Origin of the sequence: Acinetobacter sp. YH12136 (genome assembly GCF_013418545.1) — a bacterium.
Taxonomy (GTDB): Bacteria; Pseudomonadota; Gammaproteobacteria; order Pseudomonadales; family Moraxellaceae; genus Acinetobacter; species Acinetobacter towneri.
In genome coordinates, this window is record NZ_VPBV01000030.1 from 1 (window position 1) to 16028 (window position 16028).

Consider the following 16028-nt stretch of genomic DNA (forward strand, 5'->3'; position numbering starts at 1 on the left):
CAAACTCTTCAGTTAAAATCATTTTGAAGTTTTAATCTAAACTTCCAAATCTGGCTCATCAATTTTCTGACTTAAATTTCGCTCAAATAAACTTCGAGTAATTTAAACCAATCAATCAATGAAATATTTTCGATCAATCAATCAGTAAAAATCCACACAAGTTGTTCTTCATAATCTCTTAATGATCTTCTCAATGCTTCGTCAGCATCAAGCTAGGTCGGCTATATTACGCTTTATTTCTAAAGTGTCAACTGGTAATTTAAATTATTTTAAACTTTCTTTCTAATACCCAACCCAATCGATTTCAATCAAGTCATTATTTTATCAGAAGTTTTAATCTTCATCACCGCCGATGGATGTGCATTATAGGGCAAATATTTCGCCTTGCAACCCCTCTTTTTAAGTTTTATGAGTTTTTTAGTCCGAACGGTTATTTATTCGGCAAAATATTTTAAATCTGTATCATTCTTGCTCAAAATTAGCAGTATGCTTATTTTCAAATTTTAGCTACACTATTTTTATGTTCATTCGTGTTGTGTTGAAATGACTCAAAATTTAAAAATAATAACCTTGCTGTCATTTGTAGCAATGCAAACGCCTACTTTTTTGTATGCTGCACCCGCATCAAATCTTTATAACACTACATTCTCCATTTTAGCGTATGCAAAATGGCAAGCTAGCACGCCCAAACTTTGTGTCGTAAATCAAGATAATATTGCACAACAATTCAAAAAACATGCCCCATTACATAATAAATATGACATTCAACCCATTCAAAGCCATGAAATATCTAAAAGTAATTGTCAAATATTAATTTTTTCTACGCTTTCTGCTGCACAAGAACAACATACCTTAAATACTCAAGTTCGATTTCCAGCCCTATCTATTAGTTTAAACAATCTGGAATGTGAAACTGGCAGCGCTTTTTGTCTTTATAAAAAAAATGATAACTATGCTTTTAAAGTCAACATGGAAAGCTTGACTCAATCTCAAGTGCATATTGATCCGCGTGTATTACTGCTTGCAAAAACATCGGAGTCAAACTCATGAAGCAGTTATACACTCCAATTACCTTGCATCAATTATTCACACGCGCACAACTCACTATCTTTGCTCTGACTTTTACAATTTGTTCAATGATTTTTCTGGTCATTTCAACCTACACCATGAACACCTTCGCAAAAAATAGTTTGCAAAGTTTATCTGCAGCATTAAATGAACGTATTCAACCGGCTGTTGTATTCAATGACCAAATAACACTGAACGAAATTCTGTCTGAACATACGCAGCGTTATTCTATTCGTTCAATTGAAGTACGCTCACCTAAACAGACACGTATTGCCTTTATTGAACAGCAAGGTCTAGAGCATTTTTCAATTCAGGCTTTATTGGACTATCTGTTTTTTAATCATCCTGTTCGGCTGAGTATTGACCATGATCAGCAAAACTATGGCGAACTGGTGGTGTATGGAAACTCTAGTGACTTGGTCAGTTTTTTTTATAAAATCGTTTTAGGATTAATTTTCGGTTTTATTTTGCTTTTAATTGCTGTGTTTTGGTCAATTAATTCAATTTATCAATATCTCATGCAATCTTTAAGTTCTATTGTCAGCTCGGCACAGGAGATCAGTGCACAAAAAAATTATAAGCTGCGCGTTTCAAGTTCAGATATTCAAGAACTTCATGAACTGAGTTATGCCTTTAATGGCTTACTCAATGAGATTGAACAATCCCATAAGAATTTATTGGTTGAAAATCATAAACTGCAATTTCAGTCGCAATACGACAATTTAACGCAGTTGCCAAATCGTAATTATTTTTATGAAACACTGTTTAAGCTATTTACCCAGCCTTCTGCTACGGCTGCAGTATTTTTTTTAGACATTAATAACTTTAACCAAATCAATAACCAATTTGGGCATTTGACGGGCGATAATATTTTACGTGATTCATCACATTGTCTAATTCAGATTTTGCCCTCACATGCGTTTGTTGCGCGTTTAGGTGGCAATGAGTTTGCAGTAATCTTAACTGGCTCACACTCCACTGCAGAATTAGAGGATTATTGTCAAAAGATTCATGCTTGCTATACCTCTACATTTAAGTATGAACAGCAACAAGTTTCCTTAAATGTCAGTATTGGCGTAGCATTGATTGAATATGCCAAAACTCCTGAAAATTTAATTGCCGATGTCGATCGCGCAATGCTCAAAGCCAAACGTGATCAATCAAAATGGTATATTTCACCTCAATCAAACAATAAACAGGTTCCTTATGCTTAAAAAAGTTCTGATCGGCACACTTATTCTTGTTATGGTTTCACTCAGTGCTTGCATGAGTTTGGGGAATGTCAGCTATAAGCAGGCGCGCATGCTAAAACAAGAAGGCTTTATTTTAAGTGATGATGGCTGGACCTTAGCCCTGCCTGAACGCTTGTTATTTGGTTTTGATGAATACGCCATTCAAAATAGCCAAAAAGAACGCCTCAACCAATTGGCACAACAGCTGCATAAATATGACTTGGATAAACTCAAGTTTATTGGTCACACAGACAACGTAGGTTTAGCCAGCTACAATCAAACCCTATCGGAAAAACGCGCCCAAAATGTGGCTCAGATCTTTTTAGATCAGGGTTTTGAAAGAAAAAATATTCAGGTGATTGGACGTGGTGCAACACAACCAATGGTAAGCAATGACACACCAGCAAATCGTGCCACCAACCGACGCGTCAATGTGACGATTGTGCCTTAATAAAAAAGACACTAAAACTTTTCTTATATTGAGCCTCATTCTTGAGGCTTTTTTATGCTGACCAATAACTGATACGAAATCAATTTTAAACCAACAAGGCTTTCATAAATTTCAGGCATAAAAAAACCGCTTAACGCGGTATCTTTATTGACTTAACCATTTCTACTTAGTATCTGTTCTATTTAGAAAATGGTCGGAGCAGTAGGATTCGAACCTACGACCCCCTGGTCCCAAACCAGGTGCACTACCAGGCTGTGCTATGCTCCGTTTATCTCTCAAAGAGATTGGGGTGAATGACGGGATTCGAACCCGCGACAACTGGAATCACAATCCAGGGCTCTACCAACTGAGCTACATCCACCATCATGTTTGGTTCTTTTATACCAAGCTACCAAAAAATGGCGCGCCTGACAGGATTCGAACCTGTGACCATCCGCTTAGAAGGCGGATGCTCTATCCAACTGAGCTACAGGCGCATGACCGATGATACATAATATCATGCGATACGTTGCCTTGAAGAATTGGTCGGAGCAGTAGGATTCGAACCTACGACCCCCTGGTCCCAAACCAGGTGCACTACCAGGCTGTGCTATGCTCCGATTCATCTCAGCTTTTTGTGTATCGCACATCGTGCGGTACGGTGTGCATTCTAGGCGCGACGCCCGAAGACGTCAACACCTATATTTAAAAAAAATTAAAAAAAAGCTTCAACCGTATATTTATCAAGCATTTTTGATATTTTTCAATCAATTTTAGCGTTTTAAGCTCGCACTGAAATTCAACATACGATCTAGTGGTAATTTAGCACGTTCTGCCATGGCAGGTTCAACGAATACTTCTTGATCACCTGTTTGCAATACATGCAAAATTCCATCCAATTCATTCATCGCCATCCACGGGCAGTGTGCGCATGAACGACAGGTTGCACCCTCACCTGCAGTTGGTGCTTCAATTAGAATTTTATTTGGTACAGCTTGCTGCATCTTGTAGAAAATACCGCGGTCTGTTGCCACAATTAAACGCTCGTGTGGCAAAGTTTTTGCCGCTTGAATAAGTTGCGAGGTACTGCCCACCGCATCAGCTACATCAACAACTGATTCTGGTGATTCTGGATGCACCAAAACTGCTGCATCCGGATACATGGCTTTCATATTGGCTATACCGCGTGAACGGAATTCTTCATGCACAATACACGAACCATCCCAAAGCAGCATATCTGCGCCAGTTTTCTTTTGAATATAGCGTCCTAAGTGCTGATCTGGCGCCCAAATGATTTTTTCACCTAAGCTATCGAGATGTTCAATAATTTCAACCGCACAGCTTGAGGTAACGACCCAATCTGCACGCGCTTTTACCGCAGCGGACGTGTTGGCATAAACCACGACTGTATGATCAGGATGCGCATCACAGAAGCGGCTAAACTCATCGACAGGACAACCTAAGTCTAGCGAACAAGTCGCTTCTAAAGTTGGCATAAGAATGGTTTTTTCTGGCGATAAAATTTTGGCAGTTTCGCCCATAAATTTTACACCAGCTACGACCAACGTGGTTGCCGCATGATCACGACCAAAACGTGCCATTTCCAGTGAATCCGAAACACAGCCACCTGTTAATTCAGCCAGTTCCTGTACTTCAGGATCGCAGTAATAATGGGCAACCAAGACAGCATTGTGCTTTTCGAGTTCTGCTTTAATTTGCGCAAATTTTTCCTGCTTGGCTTGCTCACTCAAATGATGTTCTTTGGTTTCACCCAAGCGATCTAAATGCGCCTGCACAATTGATTTGGCTTCATTGGCAATTAAATTGGTCGCATCATTCATAACAACGTCTTCTCTATCTTCATGCTTGCCCGAACACAAGCTTACTCAAGTCACTGATGATATGGGGGCAATTTACTCATTCACCAGCCCTTTGCCGATTGAATGCTAAAAAAGCCTCACAACGGAGGCTTTATCACTCAATTTGAATTTTTACGAACGGTAATCCGCGTTGATCTTGACATAATCGTAAGACAAGTCACAAGTATAGACTGTATCTGTCGCTTGACCACGTCCTAAATTTACACGAATGGTCATTTCGGTTTGTGCCATGACTCGCGCGCCCGCTGCTTCGGTATAGTCGGCAGCAGCACCGCCATCTTTGCAAATTTGCACATCATCCAACCAAACCTGAATTTTTTCAACGTCTAAATTTGGCACGCCTGCATAACCAATTGCAGCAAGAATACGCCCCCAGTTTGGATCTGAGGCAAAAATGGCCGTTTTTACCAATGGTGAATGTGCAATGCTGTACGCAATATCACAACATTCTTGGGTATTGTCACCATCTTCAACACGTACCGTAATGAATTTTGTTGCACCTTCACCATCACGGATAATCAGTTGTGCCAAACGCAACATCACACGATTCAAAACATCTAATACCACAGCATAACGCGGGTCATTTTCACTGCAAACTTCAGTGCCACCCGCCTGACCTGTCGCCACCAAGATACATGAATCATTGGTCGAGGTATCGCCATCTACAGTAATACGGTTAAACGATTGTTCTACGCTGTGTTTGAGTAATTGCTGCAAGATGTCACGTTGAATTGGTGCATCGGTTGCAACATAGCTAAGCATGGTCGCCATATTTGGGCGAATCATACCTGCACCTTTAGAAATGCCTGTCATGCTATAAGTAATACCATCTAACTCAAACTGCTCAGATGCACCTTTTGGCGTGGTATCTGTGGTCATAATACCTGTCGCAGCATCATGCCAAGCATCCTCACGTAACGATGCCAGCGCAGGCGCTAAACCAGCAACCAAGCGCTCAATCGGCAATTGCTCACCAATCACACCTGTAGAAAATGGCAAAACTTCTTGGGTAGATACACCTGCCAATTCAGCCAATTTGGCACAGGTGATTTCTGCATTTTGCATACCCAATTTGCCTGTACCCGCATTGGCATTACCTGTATTAATGACCAAATAACGCGGATTGCCTTGAGCTAAATGTGCTTTGGACACATGCACAGGCGCAGCGCAAAATGCGTTTTGAGTAAATACGCCCACTACATTTGAGCCTGCTGCAAATTCAAAAATAACCAGGTCACGTCGGTTCTGATAACGCACATAAGCCTCTGCTGAACCAATTTTTACACCTTTGACCACATGCATGTGTGGCATAGAGACGTCACCAACTGCCATTTTGAAATTTCCAGTACAAATTTGAGAATGTCACAGCTTAGTGGAAATTGAAGAAAAAATCGAGCATCCTCCCTGCTTGACTCAACTTTTGTTAATACACAAGGTCATATATAAAAAACCAGCCCGTATGGACTGGTTTTAATCTTCAGTGTAATGCATCAGCAACTAAAATTATACTGATTGAGCCTATTTGGATTATGGCGTAGTCGCAACCACGGTTTCACCCAATAAAGCCTGTTTTGCACGTTCTTGACTTGCTGCAGATAAAGCAGGATTTGCAGCCACAATACGATTTACATTGGCAGCATTCGCAGGTGCAATCGCTGCAGTATGCAACACGATTGGACGCTGATCTGGATTGGCAAAGGTATAACGAATACCTGTGCGTGGGCTTGCCACAGTCACGTGACCATTATCCACTTGAGCCTGTGCTGTAGTGGGTCCTACAGCAGCCTGAACTTTTGCAGCAGTGGTCGTTGTCGCTGTAGCATTCGCAAAGGTCAACGTTGGCAAGCTAAGTGCGACAATCATTAAAGGTTGTAATACTTTTTTCATTTTTTGTTCCACGTATGGATATATTGCATGTGCAACTAAATAGCATTTAATTCCAAAATCTGCAAATGCTATACACATCTTGCAAAACTATTGCTACAAAGTTTTAAGCCAAAATGCGATAAAAAAGCAGAACCGAAGTTCTGCTTAAGTTGTAACAAGTCAGGTTTAGATTTTACCGTGACACTGTTTATATTTCAGTCCTGAACCACATGGGCATGGCGAGTTACGGCTTGCAGGTGGAACAACCGTTTGCTCAGCAGCACTGTACTGTGGTTCTGATTCAAAGGTTTCGCCCGTTAAACCATCTACATCAGCATGTGAAAGATTAAGCTGCATCGCTTCTGCTTGCGCTTGCTGCTGTGCTTCCATCGCTGCCAATTCTTCAGGTGTTGGGACATGCACACGCGAAAGATCGGTAACAACATCGGCTTTAATCACGCCCAACATATTCACAAACAGGTTAAAGGCTTCTTTTTTGTACTCTTGCTCAGGATTCTTTTGTGCATAACCACGTAAATGAATACCTTGACGCAAATAGTCCATCGCCGCCAAGTGATCTTTCCAGTGACGATCAAGTGAACTGAGCATAAAGTGGCGTTCTAGCATCGCAGCAGATTCATCACCCATTTGCTCACGACGTGCACGGTAACGTGTCACAATTTCATCGGCAATACGTTCAACCAAAGCTTCTTCATCTAGGCGACGATCATCTTCGAGCCATTGGTTAATTGGTAATTCGACGCCCAAATCATCACGCAAGGCACGCTCTAAACCATCAATATCCCATTGGTCATGAATTGATTCTGGTGGAATATAATTGGCGATCATACCTGTGACCACTTCACGGTGCATTTCTTCAATATAGTCTTGCAGCGTGCTTTCTGCCAGAATATCATCACGCTGTGAATAAATGATCTTACGTTGTTCGTTGTTTACGTCATCGTATTTCAACAAGTTTTTACGGATGTCGAAGTTACGTGCCTCAACTTTACGCTGTGCATTTTCGATAGAGCGTGACACCATTTTGTGTTCAATCGCTTCATCTTCCTGCAAGCCCATAGCACGCATCATTGCTACAACACGATCACCTGCGAAAATACGCATTAAGTCATCTTCAAGTGACAAATAGAAACGTGACACGCCTGGGTCACCCTGACGACCTGCACGACCACGCAACTGGTTGTCAATACGGCGCGATTCGTGACGTTCTGAACCAATAATGTGTAAGCCACCTGAACTTAACACCATGTCATGGTTTTGTTCCCACTCTGCCTTTAAACGCGCTTCATCTTCAGGAGTTGGGTTTTCAATTTTGGCTAGCAAAGCTTTCCAGTTACCACCTAGCAAAATATCTGTACCACGACCCGCCATGTTCGTGGCAATAGTCACCGCACGTGGTGAGCCTGCTTGCGCAATGATGTCAGCTTCGCGTTCGTGTTGCTTCGCGTTCAATACTTCGTGCTGAATACCTGCTTCACGCAGTTTATCCGATAAAATTTCTGAAGCTTCAATGGTCGCTGTACCAATCAGAATTGGTGCGACACCCGCTTCATGCACGCGTTGAATTTCTTGAATAATCGCGTTGTATTTACCAGTACGGTTTAAATAAATTAAATCGTTTTGGTCATTACGAATCATTGGTCGGTGCGTTGGAATGATGACCACATCAAGACCATAAATTTCTTTCATTTCTGCAGCTTCAGTGTCTGCAGTACCCGTCATTCCCGAAAGCTTTTTGTATAAACGGAAATAGTTCTGGAAGGTTGTGGTCGCTAAAGTCTGGTTTTCAGGCTGAATTTCTAGACCTTCTTTCGCTTCTACCGCTTGGTGCAAACCTTCTGACCAGCGACGGCCAGGCATGGTACGACCTGTGTTTTCATCGACAATAATCACTTCACCATCATGGATGATGTAATGCACGTTGCGTTGATACAAGAAGTGCGCACGAATAGCTGCAGATACGTGATGCACCAAATTCAGGTTAGATGCAGAATACAGACTTTCGCCTTCTGCCAATAAACCCATTTGAATTAATTCATTTTCTACCGTTTCATAACCAATTTCGGTCATTTCTACAGTACGTTGTTTTTCATCAATCCAGAAATGTCCACCATCGGCTACTTTTTCTTCTTTTTGTGCATGCAATTTTGGCGGAATGGTGTTGATTGCTGCATATAACTGCGATGAGTCATCACTTTGACCAGAAATGATTAATGGGGTACGTGCTTCATCAATTAAGATCGAGTCCACTTCATCAATAATGGCATAAGTCAGACCACGCTGTTTTTTCTCACTCAGCGAGAACACCATGTTGTCACGCAAGTAGTCGAAACCAAATTCGTTATTGGTACCGTAGGTAATGTCTGCGCGATAAGCCTGTGCTTTTTCAGTCGGGTCTTGCATGGAATAGATAATGCCAATGCTTAAACCTAAAAACTCAAATAAAGGGCGGTTGAGTTCGGCATCACGCTGTGCCAAGTAGTCGTTCACAGTAATGACGTGCACGCCCTGACCGCTTAAAGCATTTAAATAACAGGCCAAAGTTCCCATTAGGGTTTTACCTTCACCTGTACGCATTTCTGCAATTTTACCGTCATGCAAGGTAATACCACCAATCAACTGCACGTCATAGTGACGCATGCTCATGACACGTTTGGCGGCTTCACGACATACTGCAAATGCTTCTGGTAATAATTTATCTAAACTTTCGCCTTTGTTATAACGTTGTTTGAATTCTTCGGTTTTTGCAGATAAGTCTGCATCGCTTAAGGCAGATATCGTCGGCTCGAGCGCATTAATCTTGTCTACGATTTTACGCATGCGTTTGAGTTCGCGCTCATTTTTAGTACCGAAGATTCCTCCGATCAGACTTGCCAACATGAATAAACTCTCTAAATCTTGCTTGTCAAATAAATAGGTTTTTCTTAGTGGTTATTATGGTGCTAGAAATTTGAAGTACAAGGGTTTTGCACAAAAACCTATTAAAAATTCCAATCTCTACTTGCCATTTCTCGCTGCTAAGTGGCAGTTAATGTAACAAATTTCGAGCGGACGATATATAGCAATCACACATGAATCTATTTTGAAAATGCAATAAAAACGACACAGCATATTCAATTTACTCATAAGCACATACAAAAACACTATTTAATTCTGCAAAAGGAATGGCGCATAGTAGTACGCACACATCACACAACAAAACAAGACAGAGGTACACAATGACTATTCGCTTAGGTGACACTGCACCCAACTTCACGCAAGATTCAAATGAAGGCCCAATTGATTTTTATGAATTTTTAGGTGACAGCTGGGGCATTCTATTTTCGCATCCTGCCGACTACACACCTGTCTGCACCACCGAGCTAGGCTATACCGCAAAACTGAAAGATGAATTCAGCAAGCGCAATGTCAAAGCGATTGCACTTTCTGTAGATGATGCTGAATCTCACAAAGGCTGGATTCAAGATATTAACGAAACCCAAAACACGACGGTTAATTTCCCAATTCTTGCTGACCAAGATCGTAAAGTGTCTACCCTGTACGATTTTATTCACCCGAATGCCAGCGAAACACTGACTGTTCGCTCATTAATCATTATTGATCCAAATAAAAAAGTACGCTTGATCATTACTTATCCTGCTTCTACAGGACGTAATTTCCACGAAATTTTACGTGTGATTGATTCACTACAACTGACTGACAATTACAAAGTTGCAACGCCTGCCAACTGGCAAGATGGTGAAGATGTGGTGATCGTGCCTTCCATTCAGGATGAAGCGGAACTTAAAGAACGCTTCCCAAGTGGATATAAAGCCATCAAGCCTTATTTGCGTTTGACCAAACAACCGAACCGCACTTAATTAAGTGTTACATGAGCAAGCCTATCTTCGGATAGGCTTTTTACAATCAAAGCATTTGAAACACGCCTAAATTCAATCAGCATTAAAAAAGGATTTAACCCAAAAGATTAAATCCTTTTTAATAAACATTTTGATCGAATGATCTAGTCGCGTTTATCTAACGGTATCCAGTCAATCACCCATGCAGATTTCATATTCAAACTTGGGTCTGCGGTAATTTTCTTGCGGGTTGCATCTGCAGCATCACGGTCTTTAGATGGCCCAACCATAATCCGAACCCCTTTAGACGTTGGACTTTGGGTAACTTTATAACCTTTGGCTTTCAGTTTTGCCGCCAAAGCATCGGCATTGGCTTGGTTAGCTGCCAAAGCCACTTGTACCATCCACTGCTTATCGCCTTCTTCCAATAACTTACGTGCTTTTTCAGCTTCAGCCTTTTTCTTGGCAGCTTCTTCAGCTTTGCGTTTTTCCTCGGCTTTACGCTTATCTTCGGCAGCCTTACGTTCTGCTTCTTTTTTCGCTTCAGCGGCTTTGCGCTCTTGTTCAGCTTTACGTTTTGCATCGGCTTGGCGTTGTTCTTCCGCTAAACGTTTTTCTTCTGCAATGCGTTTTTCTTCCGCTAAACGCTTTTCATCTGCTGCTTTTTTCTCTGCAGCACTACGCTCTTGCGCAGCTTTTAACTCAGCAGCTTTCTTGGCATCCGTTGCCTTTTGCTGCTCTAACTTCTTTTGCTGGGCGGCTTTTTCTTCAGCCAAACGCTTTTGCTTGGCTTGTTCATCTTCGACCAATTCAGGCGGAATATTGTCAGAACTTTGCTGCTGACCAGAACGCAATGCATTTAAAGCAGCATATTCTTCTGCAGCTTTACGCGCTGCTTCAGCTTCTGCCTGTTGCTGCATTGCTAAAAACTCAGCTGCACGCGCTTCTTGCTCTGCCACTGCTTTTTCACGCGCACGGCGTTGTTCTTCAAGCAGACGCTGTTCGGTTTGCACATCGACAGTTAAAGGCTGCAATTGCACCATTTCTGCCTGATTGGCATTTTTATGTTGAACTTGTTCGGCTTGGCTTGGGGTTTTCACATTATTTTGATGTATTTCTTCTTGCCCTTTTAAAAGCAATGCTGCCAATAAAACACCACCACCTAATAAAACAACGCCACCCATCCAGCGCTGTTTGTTATTCATTGACATTCTTCCAAATACTCCCATACCGCTTCTAAGGTATGAAATGATCCACATACCAAAATCAGCTGATTATTTTTTGTTTCATCCAGTGCTGATTTAAAAGCCAATTGTATACTGTCGAAGTGTTGTATTGTTTCGCCTTGCAAAGCCTGATCCAAAACCGTGATCTCTGCCGCACGAGGCACATTTAATGTGGCAATTTTCCACATTACGACACTATCTTTCAATAACTCAACCACAGAATTTATATCTTTATCTGCAAGCATTGAAAAAACACTGACCACTTCAGTGTACTGTTTATTGTAATTTAAGAAATTGCGCAATTGCTTTAACAAAAATTCAACGCCATGCGGGTTATGTCCTGCATCAAAAATCACGGTTTTGCCCTGAATTTGACGAATTTCAAAACGTCCCGCCAATTTGGCCGTTTGAATACCTTGTGCAATTGCGTCTTGGGTAATTTCTAAACCACTGTGCAAGACTGCTGCCACAGCCGTTGAAATATTATCGAGGGCTAAACTGCCTGTTGGAAGTTTTAAGGTACAACCCGATGCAGCAAACATCCATGACTGACCATCTTGCATATCCCGATAAAAATAATCACGATTCAAGACAAACAAAGGTGCATTGCAGGTTGCTGCTTTGTCGTGAATAGCTTGAGGCAAATCTTGCTGACCTGCAAAAATGACAGGAATGTTAGGACGAATAATGCCTGCTTTTTCATAGGCAATTTTTTCGATGCTATCGCCTAACCAATCGACATGATCTAAACCGATATTGGTAATAACCGCCACATCAGGATTGACGACATTGACCACATCTAAGCGTCCACCTAAACCGACTTCAAGCACCCATACATCGCAATCACGTGCTTTAAAAATCACAAAGGCTGCCAAAGTCGTGGCCTCAAAAAAAGATAAACTCAGATCGCAATCACGTCGTGCTTGATCGACTTGCACAAAAGCATCAATCAAACTTTGGTCATCGATTTCGACGCCTGCTAATTTGACTCGTTCATTAAAACGGTAAATATGTGGCGATTGGTACAACCCAACCCGATAGCCCTGCGCATTTAAAATAGCCGCTAAAGTGGTTGTGGTTGAGCCTTTGCCATTGGTTCCCGCAACCGTAATGACTTTGGCTTTAGGATGGGTCACCCCCAGTTTTTCTGCAACGGGAATAACCCGCTCCAAACCTAAATCAATACCCGTAACGTGAACATGGCTCCAATAATTGAGCCATGTGTTTAAATCATCGGTTGCAAGAGGTGCTGTTTTCAAGGCAAGTTCATCAGTTTCGCAAGAATACGATAAACTGTATCACGTAATGCATGACGATGGACAATTTGATCGACCACACCATGATCAAGTAAGTATTCTGCACGTTGGAATGGTTCTTCCAGTTTTTCACGTACAGTTTGCTCAATGACACGTTTACCCGCAAAACCAATCATCGCTTTAGGTTCTGCAATGTGTACATCACCCAACATTGCCAATGATGCAGTTACACCACCGTATACAGGATGAGTTAATACTACGATGTACGGCAAGCCTGCTTCTTTCATGCGTTGAATTGCTGCAGAAGTACGCGCCATTTGCATTAATGACAACATGCCTTCTTGCATACGCGCACCGCCCGATGCTGCAAAGCAAATTAACGGTTGTTTTTGCTGAATCGCACGTTCAGCAGCTTGCACAAAACGGTCACCAACGACAGTACCCATTGAGCCGCCCATAAAGTCAAACTCAAATGCACAAGCAATGACTGGCATATCTTTTAATAAGCCCTGCATCACCACTAACGCTTCGGTTTCACCCGTTTTCTTTTGCGCTTCAGTCATACGCTCAGGATAAGCTTTGCTGTCTACAAATTTGAGTGGGTCTTTGGCAGAGAATTCTTGACCTAATTCGTTTTGTACTTGGTCAAAGAACCAAGTTAAACGCTCACGCGCTTTCATGCGTAAATGTTCATCACATTGTGGGCATACATAAGCGTTGAATGACATTGCCGTACGTGTCACCAAGGCATGACATTCTGGACATTCAATCGTTGGTTCAGTAAAGATCGCTTTTAACGCTTGTTGCTCATCTGGTGTTTCAATACCAGGTACACCACGTGCAGTCCACGGCGTCGATGGGCTTAGAATTTTCCCTGTTTTCACTTCTTGACTCATACTAACTCATCGAGCGCAGCTCGAAGCTCCTTCACTTTATTAACCGTTGCAATGACGGCTTGTTCTGGTGCTAAGCTCGCAAATTGTTTTACAAAAGCACTTCCGACAATGACTGCGTCGGCAGCCGCGCCCATTGCTTTGGCAGATGCAGCATCACTGATGCCAAAACCCACACCCACAGGCACGTTGGTTACAGCTTTAATCTGTTGGATGCGGGTTGCTGCTTCTGCAACATCAAGTGTTGCTGCACCCGTCACGCCTTTCAAAGAAACATAATAAATAAAGCCACTGGCTTGGTTTGCAACAAATTGAATACGCTCTGGTGTAGAAGTTGGCGCTAACAAGAAAATTTGATTCATCCCATATTTATTCAGGACTTCATCAAATTCTTGGGCTTCTTCAGGTGGTAAATCGACCAGAAGTACACCATCGACACCACAGTCATGTGCATATTCAACAAACTTTTCATAACCAATGACTTCTACAGGGTTTAAATATCCCATCAATACCACAGGAGTTTCCTGATCTTTTTGACGGAACTCTTTGACCATGTTTAAAGCATCTAGCGTATTGGTTCCACCTGCCAACGCTCGCTCTGCAGCGAGGGCAATTACTGGACCATCAGCCATTGGGTCTGAAAACGGCAAACCTAATTCAACGACATCTACCCCTGCCTCGACCATTTGATGTAACAACGGAACTGTGACTTCTGGATGAGGGTCACCTGCCATAACATAAGAAACCAAGGCCTTACGCTGTTGAGATTCAAGCTGTGCAAATCGTGTGGCTAAACGTGACATAGGGTTGTATTTTCCTTGAATGATTAAAACTGAGACATTTGCTATTGTAGAAATACAAATTGACCCATTGTAACGCTATTTTTTACTCAATGAATAGCGCACAGGCATGAGTTGCTGCATTTCTGTTTGCAAAACGATTTATTCAGAACAACCGCGAGGCTACATTTACTGATATTTGCGCTTTTTTCTCAATGATCAAAGATGCCTAATTTTGCCTGCTTATCGGTTTTTGAAACTTGCTCAATCGTGCTTTTAAATTTAAAAATATTGATAAAAATAAACAACTTCAGGTTTTATCTTAGGCTTTATCAACCTTGCAAAAGCTGATTCGGTCATGGCTACACACAGCTTATTTTCAATCTCTTAGCGCGAAATCACCTGTTGATAATGAGCCAATCCATACTATTTATGGCGTATTTTGCTGTAGAGAAAGTGCATCCTCAGCTTGCTGCAACTGCTGTTTACGTTTTAGCAAGGTCTGTCCTGTACAGGCTTTATAGGCACGCGCCAAAGCCGATTGGTCTGAATACCCCAACAACTGTGCAATATCGCTTAGGCTCACATTTTGTCGCAGTAAGTTTTCACAGCGCTGCATCCGTTCTATTTCAAGAATCTGTTTAAAACCCGTACCTTCCTGTTTAAGCTGACGCTGTAACGTACGCCCTGAACGAAATAAACGCTGCGCCACCCATTCAATGCTCGGCACTTGCTGTTCATAACGTAAATAATGCGCCACCTGCTCTTGGACTTGCTGCTGCACGGTTTCTAATTGTGGTTTTAACGCAATCGCATCTTCAGCTTGTTTGGTGAGTAAATGAATTAAAGAGGGATCGGCTTGCTGTGGTTTTAAACTGAGGCTTTCTAAATTTAAAACAATTTGATATTCCGCTTGCTTAAATAAAACCTTACAACCATAAAACTTTTCATAATGCAGCATCGCCATACGCGGTGCATGGGCAAAATGAATCTCCCGTATCGGAGAGTGTTGAAAATCAAAAATTTGCATGGCCAATTGAGTCATACAGGCAAAAGTCATTTCATGAACCAAGCTGTATTTTTCATCCACCAATGGCCATGATAAATATAAAGCATCTGATTGTTGTTCCAGTCGCATTGGTACGGCTGCCGTACCATCCACCACCAAGCGACTAAAACGCATCATATATTGAAGGGCTTCTGCAACACTGTTACTACGCGATGCCATATAGCCAAGCACGCCAAAATGTTCAGGCTGAATATAACGTGCCAATTCAAAAACGAGCGTTGGACAATCTAAAAACTGAATACTGTGTTGGATGATCTCGTTAAAAAACTGATAGGACGATTGGGTATCCATGGGCAATGCCAACACATGCTGTAACTGCTGCAATTGTGCAGGCGAAAATCCAAGCTGCTCAGGAACTCTGCCCTGTGCAGATAAATAGCGTAACCAAAGTTGATAATAACCATTCGGAATTTGAATTTCGCTCATGTGCTTGCTCATTTTGACATGCATCATTTTCTTTTGTCGCTTA

Annotated in this window: 13 protein-coding genes and 4 tRNA genes; 4 read left to right on the plus strand and 13 right to left on the minus strand. The window is 41.9% G+C overall.

The features are described 5' to 3' along the window. Positions 1-543: 543 nt before the first annotated feature. The 3 genes from FTU71_RS12165 to FTU71_RS12175 are packed head-to-tail and all read left to right on the plus strand — an operon-like array spanning position 544 to position 2751. Entirely contained in the window at positions 544-1050 is a 507-nt protein-coding gene (locus tag FTU71_RS12165; protein WP_179994432.1) for a YfiR family protein, read from the plus strand. Further along, complete coding sequence (locus FTU71_RS12170; RefSeq protein WP_179994431.1) at positions 1047-2282, plus strand: diguanylate cyclase domain-containing protein; 1236 nt, start codon at positions 1047-1049, stop codon at positions 2280-2282. Before FTU71_RS12165 ends, FTU71_RS12170 begins: the two co-directional genes overlap by 4 nt. Further along, complete coding sequence (locus FTU71_RS12175) at positions 2275-2751, plus strand: OmpA family protein (RefSeq protein ID WP_004976277.1); 477 nt, start codon at positions 2275-2277, stop codon at positions 2749-2751. The genes FTU71_RS12170 and FTU71_RS12175 overlap by 8 nt, the downstream gene beginning before the upstream one ends. A gap of 190 nt (positions 2752-2941) precedes the next feature. Here the strand turns inward: FTU71_RS12175 and FTU71_RS12180 are convergent. From FTU71_RS12180 to secA, 8 genes are all read right to left on the minus strand, one after another. Then, positions 2942-3018, minus strand: a tRNA-Pro gene (locus FTU71_RS12180). A gap of 18 nt (positions 3019-3036) precedes the next feature. Next, positions 3037-3112, minus strand: a tRNA-His gene (locus tag FTU71_RS12185). Between the two features lie 38 nt (positions 3113-3150). Further along, positions 3151-3227, minus strand: a tRNA-Arg gene (locus FTU71_RS12190). Positions 3228-3273: 46 nt separating this feature from the next. After that, positions 3274-3350 (minus strand) — tRNA-Pro (locus FTU71_RS12195). A 153-nt stretch (positions 3351-3503) separates the two neighbouring features. Further along, entirely contained in the window at positions 3504-4571 is a 1068-nt protein-coding gene (gene nadA, locus FTU71_RS12200; protein ID WP_026438463.1) for a quinolinate synthase NadA, read from the minus strand. A gap of 150 nt (positions 4572-4721) precedes the next feature. Further along, positions 4722-5942 (minus strand): bifunctional glutamate N-acetyltransferase/amino-acid acetyltransferase ArgJ, encoded by a 1221-nt coding sequence (gene argJ / locus FTU71_RS12205; protein WP_180112037.1) that lies wholly within the window; start codon positions 5940-5942, stop codon positions 4722-4724. A gap of 195 nt (positions 5943-6137) precedes the next feature. Beyond that, on the minus strand, positions 6138-6497 hold the full coding sequence (locus FTU71_RS12210) for a hypothetical protein (RefSeq protein ID WP_154321034.1): 360 nt from the start codon (positions 6495-6497) through the stop codon (positions 6138-6140). Positions 6498-6662: 165 nt separating this feature from the next. Beyond that, a complete protein-coding gene (gene secA, locus FTU71_RS12215) occupies positions 6663-9377 on the minus strand; it encodes a preprotein translocase subunit SecA (RefSeq protein WP_179994430.1) in 2715 nt (904 codons plus the stop codon). A 338-nt stretch (positions 9378-9715) separates the two neighbouring features. Between secA and FTU71_RS12220 the strand changes: the two genes are divergently transcribed. Further along, on the plus strand, positions 9716-10357 hold the full coding sequence (locus FTU71_RS12220; RefSeq protein ID WP_004976269.1) for a peroxiredoxin: 642 nt from the start codon (positions 9716-9718) through the stop codon (positions 10355-10357). A 143-nt stretch (positions 10358-10500) separates the two neighbouring features. Here the strand turns inward: FTU71_RS12220 and FTU71_RS12225 are convergent, their stop codons facing one another. The 5 genes from FTU71_RS12225 to FTU71_RS12245 form a co-directional block, all read right to left on the minus strand. Continuing rightward, positions 10501-11547, minus strand: a complete 1047-nt coding sequence (locus FTU71_RS12225) for an SPOR domain-containing protein (RefSeq protein ID WP_373683001.1) — start codon at positions 11545-11547, stop codon at positions 10501-10503. Then, a complete protein-coding gene (gene folC, locus FTU71_RS12230) occupies positions 11538-12821 on the minus strand; it encodes a bifunctional tetrahydrofolate synthase/dihydrofolate synthase (protein ID WP_179994428.1) in 1284 nt (427 codons plus the stop codon). The genes FTU71_RS12225 and folC overlap by 10 nt, the downstream gene beginning before the upstream one ends. After that, complete coding sequence (gene accD, locus FTU71_RS12235; protein WP_004976262.1) at positions 12818-13714, minus strand: acetyl-CoA carboxylase, carboxyltransferase subunit beta; 897 nt, start codon at positions 13712-13714, stop codon at positions 12818-12820. Before accD ends, folC begins: the two co-directional genes overlap by 4 nt. Then, positions 13711-14514, minus strand: coding sequence for a tryptophan synthase subunit alpha (gene trpA, locus FTU71_RS12240; RefSeq protein ID WP_004976260.1), 804 nt, complete (start codon positions 14512-14514; stop codon positions 13711-13713). Before trpA ends, accD begins: the two co-directional genes overlap by 4 nt. 406 nt (positions 14515-14920) lie before the next feature. Beyond that, the gene (locus FTU71_RS12245) at positions 14921-15985 is read right to left on the minus strand and encodes an AraC family transcriptional regulator (protein ID WP_179994427.1); all 1065 of its coding nucleotides are present in this window, start codon (positions 15983-15985) and stop codon (positions 14921-14923) included. Positions 15986-16028: the final 43 nt, after the last annotated feature.

What these genes read in the sequence shown, in the direction of transcription:
- FTU71_RS12165 (WP_179994432.1), top strand. Translation starts at nt 544, where the DNA reads ATGACTCAAAATTTAAAAATAATAACCTTGCTGTCATTTGTAGCAATG.
- FTU71_RS12170 (WP_179994431.1), top strand. Translation starts at nt 1,047, where the DNA reads ATGAAGCAGTTATACACTCCAATTACCTTGCATCAATTATTCACACGC.
- FTU71_RS12175 (WP_004976277.1), top strand. Translation starts at nt 2,275, where the DNA reads ATGCTTAAAAAAGTTCTGATCGGCACACTTATTCTTGTTATGGTTTCA.
- nadA (WP_026438463.1), bottom strand. Translation starts at nt 4,571, where the DNA reads ATGAATGATGCGACCAATTTAATTGCCAATGAAGCCAAATCAATTGTG.
- argJ (WP_180112037.1), bottom strand. Translation starts at nt 5,942, where the DNA reads ATGGCAGTTGGTGACGTCTCTATGCCACACATGCATGTGGTCAAAGGT.
- FTU71_RS12210 (WP_154321034.1), bottom strand. Translation starts at nt 6,497, where the DNA reads ATGAAAAAAGTATTACAACCTTTAATGATTGTCGCACTTAGCTTGCCA.
- secA (WP_179994430.1), bottom strand. Translation starts at nt 9,377, where the DNA reads ATGTTGGCAAGTCTGATCGGAGGAATCTTCGGTACTAAAAATGAGCGC.
- FTU71_RS12220 (WP_004976269.1), top strand. Translation starts at nt 9,716, where the DNA reads ATGACTATTCGCTTAGGTGACACTGCACCCAACTTCACGCAAGATTCA.
- FTU71_RS12225 (WP_373683001.1), bottom strand. Translation starts at nt 11,547, where the DNA reads ATGTCAATGAATAACAAACAGCGCTGGATGGGTGGCGTTGTTTTATTA.
- accD (WP_004976262.1), bottom strand. Translation starts at nt 13,714, where the DNA reads ATGAGTCAAGAAGTGAAAACAGGGAAAATTCTAAGCCCATCGACGCCG.
- trpA (WP_004976260.1), bottom strand. Translation starts at nt 14,514, where the DNA reads ATGTCACGTTTAGCCACACGATTTGCACAGCTTGAATCTCAACAGCGT.
- FTU71_RS12245 (WP_179994427.1), bottom strand. Translation starts at nt 15,985, where the DNA reads ATGAGCGAAATTCAAATTCCGAATGGTTATTATCAACTTTGGTTACGC.